Genomic DNA, 23,185 nt, shown 5'->3' on the forward strand with positions numbered 1-23,185 from the left:
TCGTGTGTATTCGACGTTTTCATCTCGCCATTCCTCTGTTCGATCGATTGCGGGATCATTCTTCCGTTCTGATCGAAGTCTGCAAGGCCGACGCGCGCAGCGGCAGTCCAGGGCGGCCGAATGGCCGGCGCGAAGCCGCTTTACCCTGGACGCTCGCGAGCACGGCGGCCTGCTTGGCTCGGTCGGGCGCGCGTGTTTGGGCTGTCGTGTCGCTGCTGCTTGTTTTCGCTGCGTCGGACAGTGCTGCTCTAGCCGAGAGTGGATCAGTGTTAGCTCAAGCGGTTGCTCAGGCAAGCAACCCGTTTGCAGCTTTCGTCGACGAAGCCTCGAAGCGTTTTGCAATTCCGGTGAACTGGATCGGTTCGGTCATTAACGTCGAAAGCGCTAGAGACCTGCACGCCAAGTCGCCCAAAGGCGCAATGGGCCTGATGCAGATCATGCCGGCGACTTGGGTGGAACTTCGCGAGCGCTACAATCTCGGGAACGACCCCTACGACCCGCACGACAACATTCTGGCCGGTACGGCCTATTTGCGCGAACTGCTCGACCGGTACGGCTCGCCTGGCGTGTTTGCCGCGTACAACGCGGGACCATCTCGCTATGAAGAGCATCTCGCAGGCGGCTCTCTGCCAGAGGAGACGCGAGCCTACGTCGCGAAGCTTGCAAATCTACTTGGCATCGAATTGCCGCCGAGATGGCCGTCCAGCGGACAGTCAGCAGCAGCTGCAACGCTATTCGTCACGCGATCCGATCTCATGAAAAAGCGCGATCGGTTGCTGGCTCTCATGCCGTCGAGCGGAGTCACGACCGCAATCTCTGCGCCCGATGTTTCGCCCATGGTCCCCCGGCCTATTGGCGTGTTCGTCCCTCGATCGGATGCGGGAGTATCGCAATGACCAAGTGCGCGGGTTCGCAAGCCTTAGTGTGCTTCACCAAGCAGGTGCCGCGTGTTGATGGCGTATGGGCGATGCCTTCGGCCCGCGCTCTACTCGTCGCTTCGCTCCTCACCGAGCCACCCTTCGGGTGTCTCGGCCCTTCGGGTAACGATCGCTATCGCAAGCGCTCGGAAGCAGTGGGGGCTTCGCGAGTTGGCTGCGAAGTCGCGGCGGCTGTTTCGGGAACCGGCGACCGGGAGACCACGACGGCAGGACGGGCACATGGTTCTCTCGGCCAATTGGCGTGTTCGTGCCTCGATCGATTCGGGAGCATCGCAATGACCAAGCGTGCGGGTTCGCAAGCTGACGGCGTATGGGCGATGCCTTCGGCCCGCGCTCTACTCGTCGCTTCGCTCCTCACCGAGCCACCCTACGGGTGTCTCGGCCCTTCGGGTAACGATCGCTATCGCAAGCGCGCGGAAGCAGTGGGGGCTTCGCGAGTTGGCTGCCAAGTCGCTGCGGCTCTGTCGGGATCCGGCGACTGGGAGACCACGACGGCAGGACGGCCGCCCGTAATCGGTCCGCGCCGGGTCTTGCGGCGGCCGAGCAAGTGGTCTGCGCGATGAATAACCCGCACACTACGCCGCCTCAGCAACGCGGGAGGCGTGTGATGGAATTCTTCTGTGGTTTGGATGTCGGCATGGACGAGACGGCAATCTGCGTGGTGGACGGCACCGGCAAGGTGGCGCTGGAAGTCGCGGTGGTGACCGATCCGGACGCGATCAAGACGGCGCTCGAGCCGTATCGTGGCCGCTTGCGGCGGCTCGGCCACGAGGCGGGGTCGCTGTCGCCCTGGCTGCACCCGGAACTGTTGAAGCTCGGCTTGCCGGCTGTCTGCCTTGAAACCTTCCACGTCCGCGCCGCGCTGAAGGCGCAGCGCAACAAGACCGACCGGACGGACGCGCTCGGCCTGGCGCATTTGATGCGCACCGGTTGGTTCCGCAAGGCGCATATCAAGAGCGAAGCCTGCTACCGGCTGCGGCTGCTCCTGACGCACCGGCGCAATCTGAAGCGCAAGTTTCTCGATCTGGAAAACGCGATTCGGCACTCGTTGAAGGTGTTTGGCATTCGCCTCAGTCATGTTGGCCGCGGCGGCTTTGCGCAAGCGGTGCGCGAGGCGGTGGCGGGTGATGCGCTGGTCAGCGAGCTGATCGATGCCATGCTGAACGCGCGCGCGGCGCTGTGGAAAGAGTACTGCCGGCTGCACCATCTCGTGGTCAAGCTGGTGGCGAGCCATGAACTGTGCCGGCGCTTCATGCAGATCCCCGGCGTCGGCCCGGTGGCCGCACTGAGCTTCATGACGGCGATCGACGACCCCGCACGCTTCAAGCGGTCGCGTGACGTGGCGGCCTATTTTGGCTTGACGTCGCGGCGTTGGCAGTCCGGCACGTCGATCGACGTGCAGGGGCGGATCAGCAAGGCGGGCGATGGCGACGTGCGGCGGGCGCTTTATGAGGCGGCAAGTGCGTTGCTGACCCGCTTCAAGCGCAAGGACAAGGTCAAGACATGGGGGCTTGCGATCGCCAAGCGCACGAGCCACCGCAAGGCGACCGTTGCGGTGGCACGCAAGCTTGCGGTGATCATGCATGCGATGTGGGTCGATGGCACGTTTTATTGTGGCGATCCGGGCGCATCGAGGGCGGACGTGAGCGCACGTGCCGCCGCGAAGCACCGCAAGCTGCTCGGAGCCCATGCATGACCAGCCCGAGCCAATTGCAGATCAATGACCCGATGACCGCAAGGCTTTGAACACGGAGCTCCGCCACAAGCGGAAGAGACCTGGTGCAGATCAACGACGACGGAACGCACGCTATCTTGCCTGTGGCCACGCACGTGACGTGCAATGTGGACCACGCCGGACTGCCTGTGATGTGGCTCCGTCATGCCGATGGAAAGATGCGCCGCGACGGCGTCCGCGCTGCCTTGCTGCAGCGAGATTATGCCGTCGATGAGCGCGGAAGAGTGCACGGCGCACCGGGACTCGTGGCTGTGGTGGCGCAGCGTGTTCAAGCGTGGCGCAGAGGGCCTTGTCGCAAGCGAGAAAGGAAGCGAGAATGGGTGAGATCAGAGAGACGACACGACCGATTAAGAGGGCGAGATAAAAGAGGCTCGCCGGTCGAACCGCAAGCCATTGGCATGGCTTGGGTTCCGGCGTGCCGGTCGGTCGGGGCGCGTGCCGCGCCTTGCATTTTCAAGAACGCAATCAAGGGCGTTTACGGCACCTTGCGCGCTTTTGATGGTTCGGAGGTCCTGCCGTGAGCGTGCGCGACAGCGACCTACGCATTCGGCCTGGGCGCATCCGCAGCACACGCGCGCCGAAGCAAAAGAGCTTCATTAACCAGGTGCTGCGCGCAGCGAAGAAGGCCGGACACACCTCGGGCCAAGCGACGGCTGGCAGGCGTTCTGCTGCCTACGGGCGCTCGACATTTGGCCGCGGCCGGCTGTCCTTTAACCGCAGCCGGTTATTCAGCCCGGCGCGGCGCGTTGTGGTGAAGGCGCGTGTGGTTCGTCACAAAGGGCGAGCCTTCCGCTCAGCACCACTGACGGCCCATCTCACATACCTTAAGCGAGATGGTGTGATCCGTAGTGGCGAGCGAGCCGAGATGTTCGATGCCGGCAGCGACCGTGCCGATAGCGCGGCTTTCGCAGAAAGCTGCAAGGACGACCGGCATCATTTCCGGTTCATCGTCTCGCCCGAGGACGCCGGCGACATGACCGACCTCAAGGCCTTCACCCGCGATCTGGCCAGGCAGATGGAGACCGATCTCGGCACGCGGCTCGATTGGGTCGCCGTCGATCACTGGAACACGGACAATGCCCACGTCCATCTTCTTGTTCGGGGAGTCGACGAGGAAGGGGGCGATCTCGTGATCTCCCGCGACTACATCAGCCGGGGCCTGCGTTCACGCGCCGAGGAACTGGTCGCCATCGAACTGGGCCCAAAGCCGGAGCACGAGATCCGCAATTCGCTGGAGAGGGAAGTCACGGCAGAGCGATGGACGCGGCTCGATCGGGAAATCCGGCTGGCGGCAGATGAGACCGGCTATATCGATCTTCGCCCGGAGAATCCCGGCAAGTCCGATGCCGAGATACGGCGCCTGATGGTCGGACGCCTTCAGCACCTGGGGAAGATGGGCCTTGCCGCATCCGCCGCGCCGGGGGAATGGATGGTTGGGCTGGAGGCTGAGCGCAGCTTACACGAGCTCGGTATGCGCGGCGACATCATCAAGACAATGCATCGCGTCTTTACCGAGCGCGGGGAAGCGCGCGGCGTTGCCGACTTCGTTATCGAGGGTGGACTGGAGAGTTCCCAGATCATCGGACGATTGGTCGCCCGGGGATTGCATGACGAACTGACTAGCGAGGCCTACGCCTTGATCGATGGAACCGACGGACGTGCCCACCACGTGCGCTTCCGAGGGGTCGAGGCCTTCGACCACGCACCGCCGATCGGCGGTATCGTTGAAATCCGGCGCTTCGGTCGAGCCGGCGATCCGCGTCCCACCTTGGTGCTCGCGACCCGTTCCGATCTCGATCTCAGGGGACAGATCACTGCAGAAGGAGCGACTTGGCTCGACCACAGGCTGGTCGAACGCGACCCGACGCCGCTCGCCATGGGCGGATTCGGCCGCGAGACCCGCGATGCCATGGAAGCCCGTACCGAGCATCTAATCCAGGACGGCCTGGCGCGGCGGCAGGGCCAACGCATCATCCTGCAGCGCGACCTCCTGAACACGTTGCGCCGGCGTGAACTGGACGAGGTGGCAGCAAAACTCTCGGCCGACACTCGGCTGCCTAACGTGAAGCCTGACTCTGGGGAGCATGTGGCGGGCACGTATCGCCAGCGGCTGACGCTCGCCTCGGGACGCTTCGCCATGATCGACAATGGTCTTGGCTTCCAGCTCGTCCCCTGGTCGCCCGAGCTCGAAAAGAGACTCGGCCAACACGTCACCGGCTTCGTGAAGGATGGCGGCGGCATCGAATGGGGCTTTGGCCGCAGGCGCGACCTCGGCCTCTAGCAATCTCTCCAACTCAATTGCGGAAGGCGTTTGAGATGTCCGGAACCAAGATCCTCTGGGGACAAGTGATCGCTGTCGGACTGATCGTTTTGCTGGCCATCTGGGGGGCAACCGAGTGGACGGCTTGGCGGCTCGCCTGGCAGCCGGAGCTCGGGCGGCCCTGGTTCGAGCTGCTGGGCTTCAAGGTCTACTATCCGCCTGTCTTCTTCTGGTGGTGGTTCGTCTACGACGCCTATGCACCTCAGGTCTTTGTCGAGGGGGCTTTCATCGCAGCGTCGGGGACCTTCGTTTCGATCGCTGTGGCGATTGGCATGTCGGTCTGGCGGGCGCGCGAAGCCAAGGATGTCGAGACCTATGGCTCGGCGCGCTGGGCTGGTCTCGAGGAGGTTCGAGCGGCCGGACTTCTTGGCCCGGATGGTGTGGTGTTAGGCAAGCTCGACCGCGACTATCTGCGTCATGACGGACCGGAGCACGTGCTATGTTTTGCACCGACACGGTCCGGCAAAGGTGTTGGCCTGGTCGTTCCCTCGTTGCTGGCCTGGCCCGGATCGGCCATCGTGCACGACATCAAGGGTGAGAACTGGCAACTGACCGCGGGCTTCCGCTCGGTACATGGCCGCGTCCTGTTATTCGACCCGACCAACCCCAAGTCTTCGGCCTACAATCCGCTCCTCGAGGTCCGGCGCGGGGAATGGGAGGTTCGCGACGTCCAGAATGTCGCCGACGTCCTGGTCGACCCCGAAGGCTCGCTCGACAAGCGGAACCACTGGGAGAAGACCAGCCATTCGCTCCTGGTCGGCGCCATCCTTCATGTCCTGTACGCCGAGGCGGACAAGACCCTGGCCGGAGTCGCTGCTTTCCTCTCCGACCCGAAGCGGCCGATCGAGGCGACGTTGAAGGCGATGATGACCACGCCGCACCTTGGCGAGCACGGCGCTCATCCCGTGGTCGCCTCGACCGCGCGCGAACTCCTCAACAAGTCCGAGAATGAGCGTTCGGGCGTTCTGTCCACGGCGATGTCGTTCCTCGGGCTCTACCGAGATCCCGTCGTAGCGCAGGTGACTTGCCGCTGCGATTGGCGCATCGCGGATCTGATTGCAGATAGCCGCGCGACGACGCTCTACCTCGTAGTGCCGCCCTCCGACATCTCGCGAACCAAACCGCTGATCCGCCTGGTGCTGAATCAGATCGGGCGACGCCTGACCGAGGATCTGCACGCCCGTGATCGCCGGCATCGAGTGCTGATGATGCTCGATGAGTTCCCGGCGCTGGGCCGGCTTGATTTCTTCGAGTCCGCGCTCGCGTTCATGGCAGGCTACGGCATCAAGAGCTTTTTAATCGCGCAGTCACTCAATCAGATCGAGAAGGCCTACGGGCCCAACAATGCGATCCTGGACAACTGCCACGTCCGGGTCAGCTTCGCGACCAATGACGAGCGGACGGCCAAGCGAGTATCCGATGCGCTGGGCACGGCGACCGAGATGCGGGCGATGAAGAACTATGCCGGCCACAGGTTGAACCCCTGGCTGGGGCACCTCATGGTCTCGCGCCAGGAGACGGCGAGGCCGCTTTTGACCCCAGGCGAGGTCATGCAGCTTCCGCCGATGGACGAGATCGTCATGGTGGCGGGTACGCCGCCGATCCGGGCGAAGAAGGTCCGCTATTACGAGGACCGGCGGTTTACCGAGCGGGTCCTGCTGCCGCCCGATCCGGCGGCATCCAGTCGATCATCGCGGACGGACGGATGGTCAACCCTTGGACCGCTGAAGCCGGCGCCGCTTCCAACCGTCGAGGGGCAAGAGGAAGACACGGCGAACAGCGGTCTGCGTCGCGAACCTGAACTCCCCGATCACGTCGCGATCGTCAAGGAGACGACCGAACCGACGCCGGCAGAGGAGTTTGCTGTCGTCCTTGATGACGATGAGGACGCGGTCCGTCAGTCCCGGCTACTACGCCAACAGATGCGCGGTGTGGCCCGTCAGGTCGCCATGGACCCGAATGACGGTATGGAGCTCTGAGGCAATATGCGCGACCGGATGAATGTGTATTTCCCGCCAGAGCTCCTGAGACAGATCTCGGACCTCGCCGATCGCAAGAAGCTTTCCCGGTCTGCGATCGTGGAAGCGGCCGTCGCTTCCTTTCTGTCACCGGATGGAGCAGACAGGCGGGAGGCAGCGTTCACCCGTCGCCTGGATCGGCTCTCGCGTCAGATGCAGAGGCTGGAGCGAGACGTTGGTTTGACTGCCGAAACCCTGGCGCTCTTCATCCGCTTCTGGCTGACGATTACGCCGCCGTTGCCAAACGACGCGCAGCCGGCGGCGCAACTAAAGGGCAGGGAACGCTTTGAAGGATTTGTCGAGGCGCTTGGGCGTCGTTTGCAAAAGGGGCAAAGCTTTCTGCGCGAGATTCCGGAAGATATCCGCGGTCAGGGATCGGCCGACGAAACCTGACTGAGGGTCCTGAATACGATATCGCGTCGGGCCCTCCTATTTCTACGCCAGCCTACGACTGCAGCGATTTAGCCCGACTGACAAAAGGCTGGACGCGCTATCGGCTCGAATGAGCTGAGGAGCAGGAAGGGCCAGCATGCAAATCTCAACAGCATGTCGTCGACTCGCGCGCGTTTTTCTCCCTTTTGCCGCTGGATACTATCTTTCGTATCTGTTCCGAACGATCAATGCTTTGATCGCCAGTCAGCTCAGCTCGGATATCGGGCTTGGGACCGCCGACCTTGGACTGCTTACGTCAGTCTATTTCCTCGTTTTCGCGGCGGCTCAGATCCCGGTCGGCATATTGTTGGACCGCTTTGGTCCGCGCCGAGTCCAGAGTGTTCTGCTCTTGGTCGCCGCCGTCGGCGCCGAACTGTTCGCGATATCGACCGGTTTCCTGTCACTTTTGATCGCGCGTGCGATGATCGGGCTCGGCGTAGCGGCGGCCCTGACGGCTGGATTGAAGTCCATCGTTCTCTGGTTTCCCGCGGAACGAGCAGCCCTGCTGAACGGCTACATGATTATGCTGGGGTCACTGGGGGCGGTGACTGCTACGGCTCCCGCCGAGCACCTGCTCGCCTGGATGGGTTGGCGACAGCTCTTTGAAATCCTGGCAGCTGCCACCGCTGCGGCGGCCATGCTCATCTATGCCGTGGTTCCTGAACGGGTCATTGTCCAATCGACCGCGTCAAGCTCCGCCACCCTCAGGTCCGTTTTCAGCGATAAACGTTTCTGGCGAATTGCTCCGTTGTCGGCGACTTGCGTTGGGTCGGCATGGTCTCTGCAGGGATTGTGGGCATCGCCATGGTTAATGGACGTCGAGGGCGTCGATCGTGCGGGCCTGGTCGGACTGCTTTTCATCATGTCGATCGTACTTTGCGGCGGTGCCTGGCTTTTTGGTGCGACGGTCCATTGCATGAGACGGCGAGGAACCGGGGCTGAGACAGTATTGGCGATAGTCGCGGTGCTGTTCATCGCAGCCGAGTTGGCGTTGATCCTACGAGTGCCTATGCCGTCCATCTTGCCCTGGTCCGTTGTCGCGATTGTCGGAGCGGCAACCGTGATCAGCTTTGCCGCAATAGCGGATTACTTTCCGCCGGAGCTTGCCGGTCGTGCCAATGGCGCTTTGAACGTCTTGCATTTTGGTTGGGCATTCCTAGCCCAATACGCAATGGGCATGATCCTGGAGCAATGGTCCTCGAGCGATGGCCATAGACCCGTCCAGGCCTATCAAGTCGCGTTCGGTCTCAACGTAGCACTGCAGATTGCGGCGTTGGTCTGTTTCGCGTTGCCTTGGTGCCGATCCTTCGCTTCATGGATGAGTTCAATTCCATTCGTCATACCGGCTAATGCTTCCAACGCTGCCGAGTCGGTTGTCTCGTATGAAGATTCGGTCGTCCTATTGCCGGCGGATGACGGCGGCGAGTGGTGAGCAGCAACTCGTAGCGAACGACTCGACTGATTAGGCGCACATATCAGTTGTCGGGTCTTTCTTTTTCTACGCCGGTCTACGATCACCGAAAGCGCTTGTTGCGCCAAATCCATCGGTGGCTTTTCTAATCATCCCATCTGAGGGCGCTCCTTCAACGTCCTCATTTGTGGGGACGGCAGTGGCAATCCATTCCTTTCAATCGGAGGCAAATTCGCGCGGTGCGCGAATGCTGCGTAGCGCGCTTGGCACGGCAATCGCGAGCTACCTAGAAGATGAAGCCATCATTGAGGTCATGCTCAATCCAGATGGGCGGCTGTGGATCGATCGGCTCTCGCATGGCCTGATCGACACGGGTGAAATTCTGTCCGCGGCGGACGGCGAGCGCATTGTTCGCCTGGTAGCGCACCACGTTGGTGCCGAGGTGCATGCCGGCGCGCCCCGGGTTTCGGCCGAACTGCCTGGAACCGGCGAGCGCTTCGAAGGACTCTTGCCTCCGGTCGTTGCCGCACCGGCCTTTGCTATCCGCAAGGCCGCGGTCGCCGTGTTTACACTCGACGACTATGTCGCCAAGGGAATCATGACCTCGGGGCAGGCCAAGATCCTGAAGAACGCAGTCACCGCACGGAAGAACATCCTCGTCGCCGGTGGCACATCGACCGGCAAGACAACCTTGACAAACGCGCTCCTGGCCGAGGTGGCAAAGACCTCCGACCGCGTCGTGCTGATTGAAGATACCCGTGAATTGCAGTGCACGGCACCCAATCTTGTGGCTTTGCGGACCAAAGATGGCGTGGCCACGCTATCGGACCTTGTTCGGTCCTCACTGCGGCTGCGCCCGGATCGCATCCCGATCGGCGAGGTTCGCGGTGCGGAAGCGCTCGACCTGCTTAAGGCGTGGGGCACCGGTCATCCCGGCGGCATCGGAACTATTCACGCGGGCAGCGCGCTCGGCGCGCTGCGGCGGCTCGAGCAACTCATCCAGGAAGCCGTCATCACTGTTCCGCGCGCCCTGATCGCCGAGACCATCAACCTCGTCGCCATTCTTGCGGGGCGTGGCGCTGACCGCCGTCTTGCCGAGCTCGCCCTCGTCACGGGGCTTGGTGCCGCCGGCGACTACAGCCTTTCACCAGCAGGAGACTGACATGCGTTCGCTATCTCGCATTCTTCGAGGAGCCACTTCATTGGCCGCTTCCGGCATCGTTCTTCTGGCGACGGCGCCGGCATGGGCCGCTGGCTCGAACATGCCGTGGGAGCAGCCACTCAATCAGATCCTGCAGTCGGTCGAGGGGCCGGTCGCGAAGATCATCGCCGTCATCATCATCGTCGTGACTGGGCTCACGCTCGCGTTCGGAGATTCGTCGGGTGGTTTCCGCAGGTTGATCCAGATCGTGTTCGGTTTGTCGATCGCGTTTGCCGCCTCGAGCTTCTTTCTGTCGTTCTTCTCTTTCGGCGGCGGCGTGGTGATCTGATGGATGAACCGGTCGCAGGTTTTGTGGTGCCCGTTCACCGCGCACTCACCGAACCAATCCTGATGGGCGGGGCACCCCGGTCAGTCGCCATCGTAAACGGCACGCTTGCAGCGGCCCTTGGACTTGGCTTGCGGCTCTGGATTGCGGGCCTCGTTATCTGGTTCATCGGCCACATGGCCGCCGTGTGGGCCGCCAAGCGCGATCCGCTTTTGTCGATGTCGTGCGCCGACATCTGCGCATTCCCAGTCATCTCAACACTTGAGCTCACGGTCATGATGAACCTTGCGGAATATCGTCATTCCAACGCGCGTCTTGCCGACTTCCTGCCTTGGGCAGCATTGGTCGACGAGGGCATCATCCTCAACAAGGACGGCTCGTTCCAACGGACCGCGAAGTTCCGGGGACCCGACCTCGACAGCGCGGTGCCGGCTGAGCTTGTCGCCGTCGCCGGTCGTCTGAACAACGCCCTGCGTCGCTTGGGATCCGGCTGGGCCGTGTTCGTTGAGGCGCAGCGTCACTCTGCGGGTGCTTATCCCCCGAGCACCTTTCCGGATGTCGCATCCGCATTGGTCGACGCCGAGCGCAGAGCTCAGTTTGAAGAGGCCGGCGCCCACTATGAGTCCAGCTATTTCCTGACCTTCCTCTACCTGCCGCCAGAGGAGGGGGCCGCCCGGGCAGAGCGCCTGCTCTATGAGGGCCGCGATCGCACCGTCGGAGCCGATGCACGCGAGGTGCTCCGCGGGTTTGCCGATCAAACCAATCGTGTGTTGCAACTGGTCGAAGGGTTCATGCCCGAATGCGCATGGCTCGATGATCAGGACACCCTGACCTACCTGCACTCGACGATCTCGACCAAGCGTCATCGCGTTCGCGTGCCAGAAATTCCGATGTACCTCGATGCGCTGTTGGCTGACCAGCCGCTGACCGGCGGGCTCGAGCCGATGCTAGGTTCGGCCAATGTGCGGGTTCTCACGATCGTGGGCTTTCCGGGCGCCACGACCCCGGGAATTCTGGACGACCTGAATCGCCTGGCATTCTCGTACCGCTGGTCGACCCGTGCGATCATGCTCGACAAGACCGATGCCACCAAGCTGCTGACCAAGATTCGCCGGCAGTGGTTCGCCAAGAGAAAATCCATTGGCGCCATTCTCAAGGAGGTCATGACCAACGAGGCATCGACGCTCCTCGATACCGACGCTCATAACAAGGCGATAGACGCTGACGCGGCGCTACAGGAACTGGGCTCAGACCAGATCGGACAAGCCCTTGTCACGGCGACCATCACGGTGTGGGACGGCGATGCGGGAGCAGCCGATGAAAAGCTCCGTCTGGTCGAGAAGGTCATTCAGGGCCGCGATTTCACCTGCATGATCGAGACAGTGAACGCCGTGGAAGCCTGGCTCGGCAGTCTACCCGGGCACGTCTACGCCAACGTACGGCAGCCACCGGTTTCGACCCTCAATCTTGCCCATATGATCCCGATGTCGGCCGTATGGGCGGGCGAGGCGAGGGATCTGCACTTCAAGGGTCCGCCCCTCCTGTTCGGCAAGACGGAGGGATCGACACCGTTCCGATTCTCGCTCCACGTTGGCGACGTCGGCCATACCCTCGTGGTCGGACCGACGGGCGCGGGTAAGTCCGTCTTGCTGGCCCTAATGGCACTGCAGTTCCGCCGCTACCCGAATGCTCAGATATTCGCGTTCGATTTTGGCGGCTCGATCCGGGCGGCCGCGCTCGCCATGGGCGGAGACTGGCACGACCTCGGCGGTGCGTTGACCGACGGAGGCGACCAACCCGTTGCGCTGCAGCCGCTGGCCTGGATCGACGATCCTTCCGAGCGCGGATGGGCCACGGAATGGATCGGCGCGATCCTGGCACGGGAGAAAATCGAGATCACCCCGGAGGTCAAGGATCACCTGTGGTCGGCGCTGACGTCGCTCGCCTCGGCGCCAATGCAGGAACGGACCCTGACGGGCCTGTCTGTCCTGCTGCAATCGAACTCCCTGAAGCGTGCCCTGCAACCCTATTGCCTGGGTGGCCCCTCGGGGCGCCTGCTTGATGCCGAATTCGAGCGGCTGGGCGAAGCCTCGGTTCAAGCGTTTGAAACCGAAGGGTTGATCGGAACGAGCGCGGCCCCAGCCGTGCTGGCGTATCTGTTCCATCGTATCGGAGACCGTCTCGATGGCCGGCCGACGCTTCTTATTGTCGATGAAGGTTGGCTGGCCCTCGACGATGACGATTTTGCCGGCCAGCTCCGCGAATGGCTGAAGACACTTCGGAAGAAGAACGCATCCGTCATCTTCGCTACCCAGTCGCTTTCGGACATTGATGGCTCCGCAATTGCGCCGGCGATCATCGAAAGCTGCCCGACGCGCCTGTTGCTGCCGAACGAACGAGCGATCGAGCCTCAGATCACTGCGATCTACCGCCGGTTCGGCCTGAATGACCGCCAGATCGAGCTCTTGAGCCGAGCCACGCCGAAGCGCGACTATTACTGCCAGTCCCGCCGGGGCAACCGGATGTTTGAACTTGGACTCGGCGAAGTTGCGCTCGCATTCACCGCGGCTTCCTCCAAGACCGACCAGGCTGCGATCGCGCAGCTCCTCGCCGAACATGGACCTGACGGCTTCGTGTCCGCCTGGCTCCAGCATCGTGGCGTCGACTGGGCGACCGACCTGATCCCCAATCTCGTCAATCTGGAGAAATCGCCATGAAGGGTCTTGGCCTGTTGGCAGCCGCTAGCACCATCGCGCTGGTACTTGGCGTCTCGGTGCCCGCACGGGCGCTGATCGTCTTTGACCCCAACAACTACGTTCAGAACGTCCTAACTGCGGCGCGGGAACTCCAGCAGATCAGCAACCAGATCACCTCCTTGCAGAACGAGGCGCAGATGCTGATCAACCAGGCAAGGAATCTGGCAAGTCTGCCCTATTCGTCGTTGCAGCAACTGCAATCATCGATTCAGCGGACCCAGCAATTGCTGGCCCAGGCCCAGCGGATCGCTTACGACGTCCAGCAGATCGATCGCGCGTTTTCGACCAGCTATGCGCCGGTCACTGGAAGCCAGTCCAACCAGGTTTTGATCACCAACGCTCAATCGCGGTGGCAAAATTCTGTAGCCGCATTGCAGGATGCGCTCCGTGTTCAGGCCGGTGTCGTCGGCAACCTCGACACCAACCGCGTCCAGACGTCAGCGCTTGTAACTTCAAGTCAGGCTGCCAGTGGCGCCTTACAGGCAACTCAGGCCGGCAATCAGATCCTCGCGCTTCAAGCGCAACAGCTCGCCGATCTCACGGCTGCCGTGGCCGCGCAGGGCAGGGCGCAGAGCCTCGAAGCGGCTCAGCGCGCCTCGGCCCAGGACCAGGGGCGAGAACAGCTCAGGCGGTTCCTGACCCCCGGACAGGGCTATCAGTCCCAAAACGTGCGGATGTTCCACTGATGACCGACGTAAAGGCATTCAAGGCGCTGTCGCTGCTCATGACAATCGGCCTAGTGGCCGTCGCCGCTTGTACGATTCAGCTTCGTGGTGGAGAGGAATCTCCGTCGTCGCCCAAGGCGGAGCAGACGACAGGCGTAACGAGCTCAGACCTCGCACGTTGCCGCAGCGTCACTTCGGAGGAATCGGCAGCCTATCAACATTGCAAGCAGGTTTGGGCCGAAAACCGCCGTCGCTTCCTTGCCGGGAAAGACGGTGCGGCAGTTCCTGGCCATGATGATTCTGCCGCAACCTTGGCGCCCGCCCCAAAGGATCAGAGCCGGATGCCGCAAGGATATCCGCCCTTGGCGATACCTGAGGCGAGCAAGCCATGACCGGTACCGGAATCATGGACCAGTTCCTAGAAACGTTCACGCGCTATATCGACAACGGCTTCGGGCTGCTGGATAGCGATGTCGGATATCTCGCAACGACCCTTGCGGCAATCGACATCACACTCGCCGCGTTGTTGTGGAGTTGGGGGCCGGACGAGGACATCATCGCGCGCTTCGTCAAAAAGACGCTCTTCGTCGGCGTCTTTGCCTACCTCATCGGCAACTGGAATAGCCTGGCGCGCATCGTCTTCGAAAGCTTTGCCGGTCTTGGGCTGAAAGCGTCCGGCGCAAGCCTCTCCGCGGCAGATTTTCTGCGACCGGGAAAGATCGCCCAAGTAGGGCTCGATGCCGGCCGACCGTTGCTCGACTCGATCTCAAACTTGATGGGCTACATCAGCTTCTTCGAGAATTTCATCCAGATCGTCGTTCTCCTATTCGCCTGGGTCGTGGTTCTGCTCGCTTTCTTCATTCTAGCGATCCAGCTCTTCGTGACCCTGATCGAGTTCAAGCTCACGACGCTCGCAGGCTTCGTCCTCATTCCCTTTGGCTTGTTTGGCAAGACTGCCTTCGCGGCAGAGCGGGTGCTGGGCAACGTTATCTCTTCTGGAATCAAGGTCCTGGTCCTGGCCGTCATCGTCGGCATCGGCTCGACCCTGTTCTCGCAATTTACCGCTGGCTTCGGCGGCGCACAGCCGACGATCGAAGACGCAATGACGTTGGTGCTTGCGGCGCTCTCTTTGCTGGGCCTCGGTATCTTCGGTCCCGGAATCGCAAACGGCCTGGTCTCCGGCGGACCACAACTCGGTGCCGGTGCGGCTGTCGGTACCGGACTTGCCGCCGGCGGAGTTGTGGCTGCCGGCGCGGGACTTGCCGCCGGTGGTGCTGGTCTTGCCGGCGGCGCCATTGCAGGCGCCGCGCGCGGTGGCGGCGCGGTCTTGAGTGGAGTATCCGCCGCCTACCGAACCGGAGGCCTTGCTGGCGTCGCTGAGGCCGGTGGATCGGCTGCCATGAGCCCTTTGCGCCGCGCCGCGGCTGCGCTCGGCGGAGGTGGGCACGCAGGCGAGCAGGCCGCAAGCACTTCGGCCGACGGGCAACCCAATTGGGCGCGACGCATGAAACGTGCCGAGGCCATTCGGCACGGTGCATCGGCGGCCGGCCACGCGGTCCGCTCCGGCGATCACGGTGGCAGCGGTTCTTCGGTCGATTTGTCCGATGGAGAGCGCTGACCGCAGCCGCTTCGCTTTCACTATTCGCCTCGTGGTAGCGCCTCAGACCTGCACACCGCGAAATCGATCACTTAATCTCGGGGTCAAATATCGATGTTCAAACGACCGTTAGTTCACTACGGACGAATGCCTGAGCCGACTACGCCTTACCAAAAGGCAGCTCAGGTTTGGGATGAACGCATTGGATCGGCGCGCGTGCAAGCCAAGAACTGGCGCCTGATGGCGTTTGGCTGCCTGTTGCTATCCGCGGGGCTTGCGGGCGGACTTGTTTGGCAATCGAACCAAGGATCAATCACTCCCTGGGTGGTCGAGGTCGATCACCTCGGCCAAGCCCAAAGGGTCGCGCCCGCCAACTTCGACTATCAGCCCAATGATGCGCAGATCGCCTACCATCTGGCTCGGTTCATCGAAGACGTCAGGGGCCTTCCCACGGACGGGATTGTCCTACGCCAGAACTGGCTCCGGGCTTATGACTTTACGACCGATCGCGGCGCCGCCGCACTCAACGACTATGCGCGTAACAACGATCCCTTTGCCAAGTTGGGCAAGGCGCAGATCTCCGTCGAGGTCTCGAGCGTCATTCGGGCCTCCTCGGAGAGCTTTCGGGTCGCATGGACTCAGCGCACCTACGACAACGGCTCGTTGAGTTCGACCGAGCGGTGGACCGCAATTCTCACCATCGTGATCGAGCCGCCGCACGATGCCGAACGCCTGCGCAAAAATCCTCTTGGCGTCTACGTCCGCGCCATCAACTGGTCGAAGGAGTTGAGTCAGTGACCAAGACGCCGTCCGATGCTTGTTCGAAGAGTCCAATCCCGCGCCTGGCGTTTAATTCCACTTGGTCTCACGTCCTGGCCGCGAAGCGAGCACTAATGTCCGTTCTTATTTGTTCATCGGCTCTCGGTGGGTGCGCGACTTACATTCCGCCCGAGATCAGCTACGACGCGGAAGTGCCTCCGTTGCCGTCGCTACCACCGCCGCTCGACGACAGATCGCGACCCCTTCACGTTCCACCACTCTGGAAGCCGGCTCTCGGCGGCAAGGCAGGAGGAAAGGAAGAGCCTGAACCGGTGAGCCGGGTTGAGACGGCAAACAGCGCAGCTCGTGTTGAGCCGCGCAAGCGAGGGTACTTCAACGCAGCGCAAATCTATGCCTATAGCCCGGGCGCGCTGTACCAGGTTTACGCTTCACCCGGACAGATCACGGATATTGCGCTTGAGGAAGGAGAGCAACTGACAGGATCCGGACCCATAGCAGCCGGCGACACCGTGCGCTGGGTTGTGGGCGATACTGAAAGCGGGAGCGGGGACACGCGGCGCATCCATATCCTGGTCAAGCCTACCCGTACATCGATCGAGACCAATCTCGTCGTCAATACCGATCGGCGCACCTACCTGATCGAGCTCCGTTCCCGCGAGAGGCCCTACATGCCATCCGTTGCCTGGTACTATCCGGAAACGGTCCGTGAACGATCACGTGCCGCCGCTCTGAGACCCGTTCTTCCGGATCCGGCGCAGCGTATCTCTCGCTACGCGATCGAAGGGGACAGCCCACCTTGGCGACCGCTTGCCGCCTATGACGATGGTCGCAAGGTCTATATCGAATTCCCGGCCGGTATCGTGCAGGGTGAAATGCCCCCGCTGTTCGTGATCGGCCCTGATGGCAAGACCGAACTCGTCAATTATCGCGCCTATGGCAACGTGCTGATCGTCGACCGGCTCTTCGCAGCCGCCGAGCTTCGCCTCGGCGGAGAGCACCAGCGGAAGGTCAGGATTGTCAGGACCGACGGGAGGCCCTCGTCATGAACATCCTGAATGCAAATGACGAGGGGCGTGCGGCTCCGGCCCCACCCTCAGGCGAGCCAACCGAGCGATTTCGGCTGAGGGCCGAGCCTCCGCGCGTGACGCGGCTGTCGCGGAAAGTTTTAGCTGGCGGAACGGCCTTCGCGTTGCTCGTCATCAGCGGAGCCGTGTTGTGGTCACTGCGGAGCAACCATCCCCGATCCCAGACGGCGGACGAGTTCTACAGCACCGAGCATCACAACGTTGCCGATGGCATCACGACGCTGCCGAAGGACTACGCCCGCGCTGCACCGCATTCCGTCCCGCAGCTTGGTCCGCCCCTTCCTGGCGACCTTGGCCGGCCGATCCTTGCAGCTCAAGGCCAGCTGGCACCAAGCGGCGCCGATCCCGACCAACAGCGACGAGACCAGGAAACTGAAGCGGCCCGGGTCAGCCATCTGTTTGCTTCGACCAATGGAAGAGAAGCGCGTTCGCCGGCCGTCCCTGTTGTAGGGAGCGACCGCATTATGCCAGCTGGTCCACGCAACAGCGACGATGGACTCACCCAGAACGGCCAGGACAGGAAGCTTGCCTTTGTGAACGCTTCTGTGGACCGTCGCACGGTCAGCCCCGACCGCATCACCAGGCCGGCTTCCCCGTATATTGTGCAGGCTGGGACTGTTATTCCGGGCGCCCTGATTACTGGAATCCGGTCGGACCTGCCAGGCCAGATTAGCGCGCAGGTTACAGAAAATGTATTTGATACCCCGACCGGCCGCTTTCTGCTTGTGCCTCAGGGAGCGCGTTTGATCGGCACATACGATAACCAGGTTACCTTCGGCCAGTCCCGCGTCCTGCTTGTCTGGACCCGCCTCATAATGCCGAATGGCCGTTCTATCGTTCTCGAGCGACAGCCTGGCGCTGATGCTGCCGGGTACGCAGGCCTCGAAGATCAGGTTGATAATCACTGGAGTGAGCTGTTCAAAGCTGCGGCACTATCGACGTTTCTGGCGGTTGGGACCGAACTGGGGGCTGGTTCGGACACCAACAGCAACGACAGCGCAATTATCCAGGCATTGCGCCACGGCGCCTCGGATTCACTGAACCAAACCGGGCAGCAGGTAGTTCGGCGCAGCCTCAACATTCAGCCTACTCTTACCGTGCGACCCGGCTTCCCAGTTCGCGTTGTCGTCAATCGTGACCTTATACTTGCGCCTTACGGAGGGTAGGAGATGCCAAAGCTTAGAATAGGAGCGCTGCCCGACGACAAGCCGGTCAAGGTCACCACTGAACTTCCGGCATCAGTGCATCGGGATCTTGTCGCCTATGCAGAGGCCATGGCGCGCGAAAGCGGGCAGCGGATCGATCCGGCAAAGCTGGTCGCGCCCATGCTGGCCCGTTTCATGGCCACGGACCGCGGATTCGCAAAGGCAAGGCGAACCGGTCATTCCCCGAGAGCCGGCGGGGGTGAGGGATAGCGCTCAGCCAGCAGATCGAGAAAACGCTTCAGAGCCGGGTTTTCGTTGTCGTCGCGCCAGTGCGCATGGAAGTCGACGCGGCTTGGTCCCGTTCCGTCCTGCAACTCCCGATACACCAGGCCAGCGAAGCTTGCACCAATATCCGATTCCATTACGAGACTGAGTCCCATACCCATACTTGTCAGGCTCTTGATGATGCCGCGGCTAACATCGTGGCGCTCCACCCTAGGGCGGTCGTCGGAGCGTACTAGCTTCGAGATAAGAAGATCCTCGAGCTCTCGTCCAGGGTCATACTCGCTCAAGAGGATCTTCTCGTTACGCAAATCGGTCCAGTAGATGACCTCGCGTGCTGCCAGGCGGTGATCCTGAGGTAGCGAGATCAGGATGCGTTCGCTCCAGAGCAATAGTGATCTGGTATCTTTTGAAGGCAGACGTCCAGGGCTGACGACAACATCAACGGTACCGTTACGGAGGGCGGTCATCAGACGGAAGCGAGAGCGTTCCATCGTTACCAATTCGAGCCGTGGTAGCAGCTTCTTGAGCTCACCTATCGTCGCTCGCAAGTTTCCGGTGGACATGGATGTGAAGAAGCCGATGACAAGATGGCCAGTATCGCCGCGACCACCGGACCTTCCTATGTCAACGAGCATGTCGACTTGTTCCAGGATCAACCGCGCAATTCGCAGAACCGCCCGGCCAGCCAGAGTAGGCTTGATTCCCCCACTTGATCGCTCAAACAGTATGGCACCGACGAGGTGCTCGAGCTGACCGATAGAGCGGCTAAAGGCCGTATGCTTCACCGAAAGCGCTTCTGCGGCTCGTCGAAAGCTTCCGTAGTCACAAGCGGCAACGGCTAATCGAAGCTGTTGCAGGTCAATAGCTCTTGCTGCGTTCGGCCGATCGTTCTTAGTATCAATTTCGGTCATGTTCGTAGCTCGGTAGTAAACCGCACATGGCGTCCCCGCTTCAACCGGGGACGTACATTTCGTTTGGTGGCGTGGGTCGTTCTAGGCGGCCGCGAAAATTACCGGCGTCCAAAGAACTGGGGTCGAAAGACCGCCAGCCTTACGAAGGCTGGAGAGAATCTCACTCGAAATCGCGAGGTAGCCTGCCACGGCTAAAGTATTGCCGATCTCGGAAGGGCTACCAATGCGACGCAGGGGCCAACCGGCTCGCCGAAGAATTCTCTCCATTCGCACATCTGTGACGGTAACAATATCGGTGAGCTGTCGTGAGAGGCCGAACTCGACCATTCCCGCAAACAGCTCGTAAGCGGCACAAGTGATACCGTGATCTCCTTTCGGCGCGTCCGCAGCAAGATCGATGGCGAATCTACTACTTTCCCAAACGAGGGGAGTTGACGGTGCGGGTTGGCCTTCAAGAAGCGCGGGGAAGGTGTCGCGAAGCATGGTCGGACCCAGAGTGGGGAGGAGGCGAACCGAACCTTGCACTTGGCCGTTATCAGATAGCTGCGTTAGATAGGCGGGATGCAGTGCATCGAAATCGTCGATCTCCATGTCGCCGCTGGTTTGAACGTCCCACGCCATGCGGAGCTTGAAAACACGGTGCCGCAACCGATGCATTTCAACGAGAGTGCTGGAAAACTCGCCGTACGAAGGTGGTGTGATCAGTTGAATCATAGTCCCTCCAAAAGTGTTCAGCACCTCCTTTGAAGCGGGATTATTGATCTGAGTCATCACCTGTAGTTGTAGGGGGCGCGCGTCCAAATCTTGCTTTCTTTGTTCGCAGCCGCCAGGAGCATGACTTTGCACGACAGTCCGAACACCTAGCTTGTCCTTCGCGCTATCAAGACAAGAGAGCACGGTGTGACGTGAAATGCCAAGGATGCATCCGATTTCCCAGGCACTCTTGCCCTGAGCATTCGAGGCATCCGGGAAGGCTTCGGACACGCCAAAAACGTTCGGTCCGTGGTGTTAGCGTTATCCAACGCGCGGGGCTTTTGCAGAACGTATTGGTCGTTCTGTACCAAATATTGTGCGTTCTGTACCAAACTGAGGTGGCGAGAGCACAGCCCAACTTCGCTCGCCTGCTTTCGTTCGTTTCGTACAATGTTCGCGCGAGCATCCTCCGTGAAATTTGAGAATGTAACTGCACGAGCAGGGAGCACCCTATTCGTCGCGCTTACTTCGGTTGCTCTGTGCGTCCAGCAATTGAGCGTGAAACCCAAAGAGTTCGTCTCGCAACGCGTAAGCGAAGTGGGCTGATCGCGCCATCAACTTGAGATGTGAATGAAACCCTTGAAAGGTCTTATCCTCGGTTCGGCAGCAGGCATTATGGCAGTAAGCGGAGCTCACGCAGCCGATCTTCCCGTAAAGGCGAAGGCCATCGAGTACGTGAAAGTCTGCTCCTTGTACGGCCCTGGATTCTACTACATTCCGGGTACCGATACCTGCATCAAGTTGGGTGGCTATCTGCGCGCTGAAATCGCGCTTGCTACCAACTCGGACTACAATGGTGCATACAGCGGTGTCGGCGGTGCAAGGAATCGGCTGAGCAACTACTACACTGCTCGTTCTCGTGAAGATCTCAACATTGATACACGTATCGCGACCGAATACGGTGTACTGCGCACATTCTTCGATGCGGCCTTCAGCTGGACCTCGGACAGCTATGTGGGCAACGGGACCGGAGCAACCGTTTACTCGCCAATTGGTCCGCCTCCGTTCTCGGCGGCGCCCGCCAACGCCAATGCCGGCGCTATCGCTGGGGGCACGTTGGGCATGTACTACGCGTTTATTCAGTTTGCCGGGCTTACGATCGGTAAGGCGGTGTCGCAGTTCGACACTCCATGGACCAACTATCCGAGCAACACCTTCGATGGCCTTGTCGGTGGCTCCGGCTCAGTTACCGGCGTAAACCAGTTCAGCTATACCGCTGACTTTGGTCAGGGCGTCACCGGATCGCTTTCCCTGCAGGATGCAACAGCTTACTATCAAGGCAACCTTTATAACGTTGGAGCAGGCCTGACTTCTGCGGCTGGCTTTGGAGCAGGCGGTTACGGCCCCAACGACTTTGGCGGTACGAGGGTCCCTGACGTCGTTGGTATGCTCCGCGTTGATCAAGCTTGGGGCTTGTTCCAGCTCTCAGCGGCGGCTCACAACAATCATGCCGCGTACTATGGTGCGACCGAAACAACCGGCCATCCCGACGATAAGTGGGGCTGGGCCGTACAGGCCGCACTGTCGATCAAGAATATCCCGACGGGACCGGGAGATACGATCAACGTGCAGGCCGTCTACACGGACGGCGCCACGCGATACAACTTCCAGAGCTTGGCTACGACAAGCTTCGCCATGTTCGGCGGCACCAGCGTTCCCGGCGCTTATCAGAGCGTCGGTCTCGCGACCGCAGCCGATGGCGTATTCGGCGCGGGAACGGGTATCTCTACTGTTCAGACCTGGGGCATGCGGGGTGCTTTCTCGCACAACTGGGATCCCTACTGGAACACTGCGCTCTACGGCGCGTATGCCCAAGTCAAGTACGGAAACGGTGGCACAGCACTCGTGTGCGGTGCCCTGGCAACCCTGGGTGCGGCAGTCGCCGGCGTCACCAACTGCAACCCGGACTTCAACCTTGCTCAGGTCGGCTTGATCACCCGCTGGACGCCCGTCAAGAACCTCACGTTCTCGGCTGACGTCACGTATAGCCACCTGGACCAGAAGTATGCTGGCACGCTTGTCGTATCTGCTCCCGGTCTGACGACGATCGCCAAGCCAGGCGCCGCGTTCGAATTGAAGGATCAAAACACAGTCAGCATGCTGCTCCGTGCTCAGCGTGTTTGGTAAGCTCCGTCACCCCATCGGAAGGAGAGAGAAAGCTCTACTGAATTTGGTTTGACCTCCAAGGAAGGCCTCCGATATGCCCATCGGGGGCCTTCGCTCTTTCAGCTGACAGAGCCGCGATGGTTCAGACGAATACGGGCCCCACCATATCCGCCTTTCCGTTCGAAGAACGCCGCAAGATCCGTCCGCTAGATAACGCTGTCGGTGAAGGAGTTCGAATCCTGCCGTCGCGGCTCTTCGCAAATCAGCAATCAGGCTCGTAAGGTCGACGTCTTCTTCGATGCGGTCGGCTTCCTGTCGCGCCCTACGCGATTGGTACGGGTCGAGTTCGTAGACCGGGTAACGCTGCAAGCTCGGCCAGGGGGTTGTGTGGAGATCCGGATCGGCCGCTCGCGGTTGGCGCGCAGCGCGGGCTCAACGTTTATGTCGCGCGCCATGGAAAACTGCCCCCTCAGCGTCACGAGGAATTGCCCCCTCCTCGGATAGCTGGGGAGAGAGTGAATGAAGCAGGAACGAATCACTGAAGGCTCGTCGTGGATTGATCCACGGGGGCAGGTGATGAAGACGCCGGATGACGTGGCGGAGATGTTGCGCCTGAGGGCGTGCGGGTGGGGTCTGAAGCGGATTGCGCGACAGCTGGGCTGCGTGGTGCGCCAGGACCTGTTGGCCGAGAAAGGCGTAACAGTCAGCCGGCGGACGCTGCAACGCGCCGTGCAGCCCTATCGCCAGGCGCTGAAGGCGGA

At 61.3% G+C, this 23,185-nt stretch carries 20 protein-coding genes; 18 read left to right on the forward strand and 2 right to left on the reverse strand.

Features of this window, described 5'->3' with window-relative positions:
* The first annotated feature begins 2 nt into the window (after window positions 1–2).
* The 16 genes from IVA91_RS34800 (at window position 3) to IVA91_RS34875 (ending at window position 18,639) form a co-directional block, all read left to right on the forward strand.
* A complete protein-coding gene (locus IVA91_RS34800; protein WP_247460643.1) occupies window positions 3–896 on the forward strand; it encodes a lytic transglycosylase domain-containing protein in 894 nt (297 codons plus the stop codon).
* 649 nt (window positions 897–1,545) lie between these two features.
* Window positions 1,546–2,634, forward strand: coding sequence for an IS110 family transposase (locus tag IVA91_RS34805; RefSeq protein ID WP_247355557.1), 1,089 nt, complete (start codon window positions 1,546–1,548; stop codon window positions 2,632–2,634).
* A gap of 556 nt (window positions 2,635–3,190) precedes the next feature.
* On the forward strand, window positions 3,191–4,954 hold the full coding sequence (locus IVA91_RS34810) for a DUF3363 domain-containing protein (protein ID WP_247460645.1): 1,764 nt from the start codon (window positions 3,191–3,193) through the stop codon (window positions 4,952–4,954).
* Window positions 4,955–4,989: 35 nt separating this feature from the next.
* Window positions 4,990–6,972: a conjugal transfer protein TraG gene (locus IVA91_RS34815; protein WP_247460647.1), complete on the forward strand. Its 1,983-nt coding sequence runs from the start codon at window positions 4,990–4,992 to the stop codon at window positions 6,970–6,972.
* A 6-nt stretch (window positions 6,973–6,978) separates the two neighbouring features.
* Window positions 6,979–7,404: a CopG family transcriptional regulator gene (locus IVA91_RS34820; RefSeq protein WP_247460649.1), complete on the forward strand. Its 426-nt coding sequence runs from the start codon at window positions 6,979–6,981 to the stop codon at window positions 7,402–7,404.
* A 136-nt stretch (window positions 7,405–7,540) separates the two neighbouring features.
* A complete protein-coding gene (locus tag IVA91_RS34825) occupies window positions 7,541–8,875 on the forward strand; it encodes an MFS transporter (protein WP_247460651.1) in 1,335 nt (444 codons plus the stop codon).
* 226 nt (window positions 8,876–9,101) lie between these two features.
* Window positions 9,102–10,016, forward strand: coding sequence for a P-type conjugative transfer ATPase TrbB (gene trbB / locus IVA91_RS34830; protein ID WP_247460653.1), 915 nt, complete (start codon window positions 9,102–9,104; stop codon window positions 10,014–10,016).
* 1 nt (window position 10,017) lies between these two features.
* Window positions 10,018–10,344, forward strand: a complete 327-nt coding sequence (locus IVA91_RS34835; protein ID WP_247460655.1) for a TrbC/VirB2 family protein — start codon at window positions 10,018–10,020, stop codon at window positions 10,342–10,344.
* The gene (gene trbE, locus IVA91_RS34840) at window positions 10,344–13,058 is read left to right on the forward strand and encodes a conjugal transfer protein TrbE (RefSeq protein WP_247460657.1); all 2,715 of its coding nucleotides are present in this window, start codon (window positions 10,344–10,346) and stop codon (window positions 13,056–13,058) included. Before IVA91_RS34835 ends, trbE begins: the two co-directional genes overlap by 1 nt.
* Entirely contained in the window at window positions 13,055–13,783 is a 729-nt protein-coding gene (gene trbJ / locus IVA91_RS34845; protein WP_247460659.1) for a P-type conjugative transfer protein TrbJ, read from the forward strand. Before trbE ends, trbJ begins: the two co-directional genes overlap by 4 nt.
* Complete coding sequence (gene trbK-alt, locus IVA91_RS34850) at window positions 13,783–14,154, forward strand: putative entry exclusion protein TrbK-alt (protein ID WP_247460662.1); 372 nt, start codon at window positions 13,783–13,785, stop codon at window positions 14,152–14,154. Before trbJ ends, trbK-alt begins: the two co-directional genes overlap by 1 nt.
* Window positions 14,151–15,380 (forward strand): P-type conjugative transfer protein TrbL, encoded by a 1,230-nt coding sequence (trbL, locus tag IVA91_RS34855; RefSeq protein ID WP_247460664.1) that lies wholly within the window; start codon window positions 14,151–14,153, stop codon window positions 15,378–15,380. Before trbK-alt ends, trbL begins: the two co-directional genes overlap by 4 nt.
* Before the next feature lie 93 nt (window positions 15,381–15,473).
* A complete protein-coding gene (trbF, locus tag IVA91_RS34860) occupies window positions 15,474–16,157 on the forward strand; it encodes a conjugal transfer protein TrbF (protein ID WP_247460666.1) in 684 nt (227 codons plus the stop codon).
* A complete protein-coding gene (gene trbG, locus IVA91_RS34865; RefSeq protein WP_247460668.1) occupies window positions 16,154–17,185 on the forward strand; it encodes a P-type conjugative transfer protein TrbG in 1,032 nt (343 codons plus the stop codon). The genes trbF and trbG overlap by 4 nt, the downstream gene beginning before the upstream one ends.
* Window positions 17,182–18,390, forward strand: a complete 1,209-nt coding sequence (locus tag IVA91_RS34870) for a TrbI/VirB10 family protein (protein WP_247460670.1) — start codon at window positions 17,182–17,184, stop codon at window positions 18,388–18,390. The genes trbG and IVA91_RS34870 overlap by 4 nt, the downstream gene beginning before the upstream one ends.
* 3 nt (window positions 18,391–18,393) lie before the next feature.
* Complete coding sequence (locus IVA91_RS34875) at window positions 18,394–18,639, forward strand: DUF2274 domain-containing protein (RefSeq protein ID WP_247460672.1); 246 nt, start codon at window positions 18,394–18,396, stop codon at window positions 18,637–18,639.
* Here the strand turns inward: IVA91_RS34875 and IVA91_RS34880 are convergent.
* Window positions 18,606–19,565: a LysR family transcriptional regulator gene (locus tag IVA91_RS34880; protein WP_247460673.1), complete on the reverse strand. Its 960-nt coding sequence runs from the start codon at window positions 19,563–19,565 to the stop codon at window positions 18,606–18,608. The genes IVA91_RS34875 and IVA91_RS34880 overlap by 34 nt on opposite strands.
* An 81-nt stretch (window positions 19,566–19,646) precedes the next feature.
* Window positions 19,647–20,279, reverse strand: coding sequence for an acyl-homoserine-lactone synthase (locus IVA91_RS34885; RefSeq protein WP_247460686.1), 633 nt, complete (start codon window positions 20,277–20,279; stop codon window positions 19,647–19,649).
* 609 nt (window positions 20,280–20,888) lie between these two features.
* Here IVA91_RS34885 and IVA91_RS34890 point away from each other — a divergent pair.
* Complete coding sequence (locus IVA91_RS34890; RefSeq protein ID WP_247460675.1) at window positions 20,889–22,445, forward strand: porin; 1,557 nt, start codon at window positions 20,889–20,891, stop codon at window positions 22,443–22,445.
* 498 nt (window positions 22,446–22,943) lie between these two features.
* Window positions 22,944–23,185 (forward strand): hypothetical protein (locus tag IVA91_RS34895; RefSeq protein WP_346015555.1); only part of this gene is annotated, 242 nt, incomplete at its 3' end.

This window comes from Bradyrhizobium sp. 153, assembly GCF_023073835.1.
Taxonomy (GTDB): domain Bacteria; phylum Pseudomonadota; class Alphaproteobacteria; order Rhizobiales; family Xanthobacteraceae; genus Bradyrhizobium.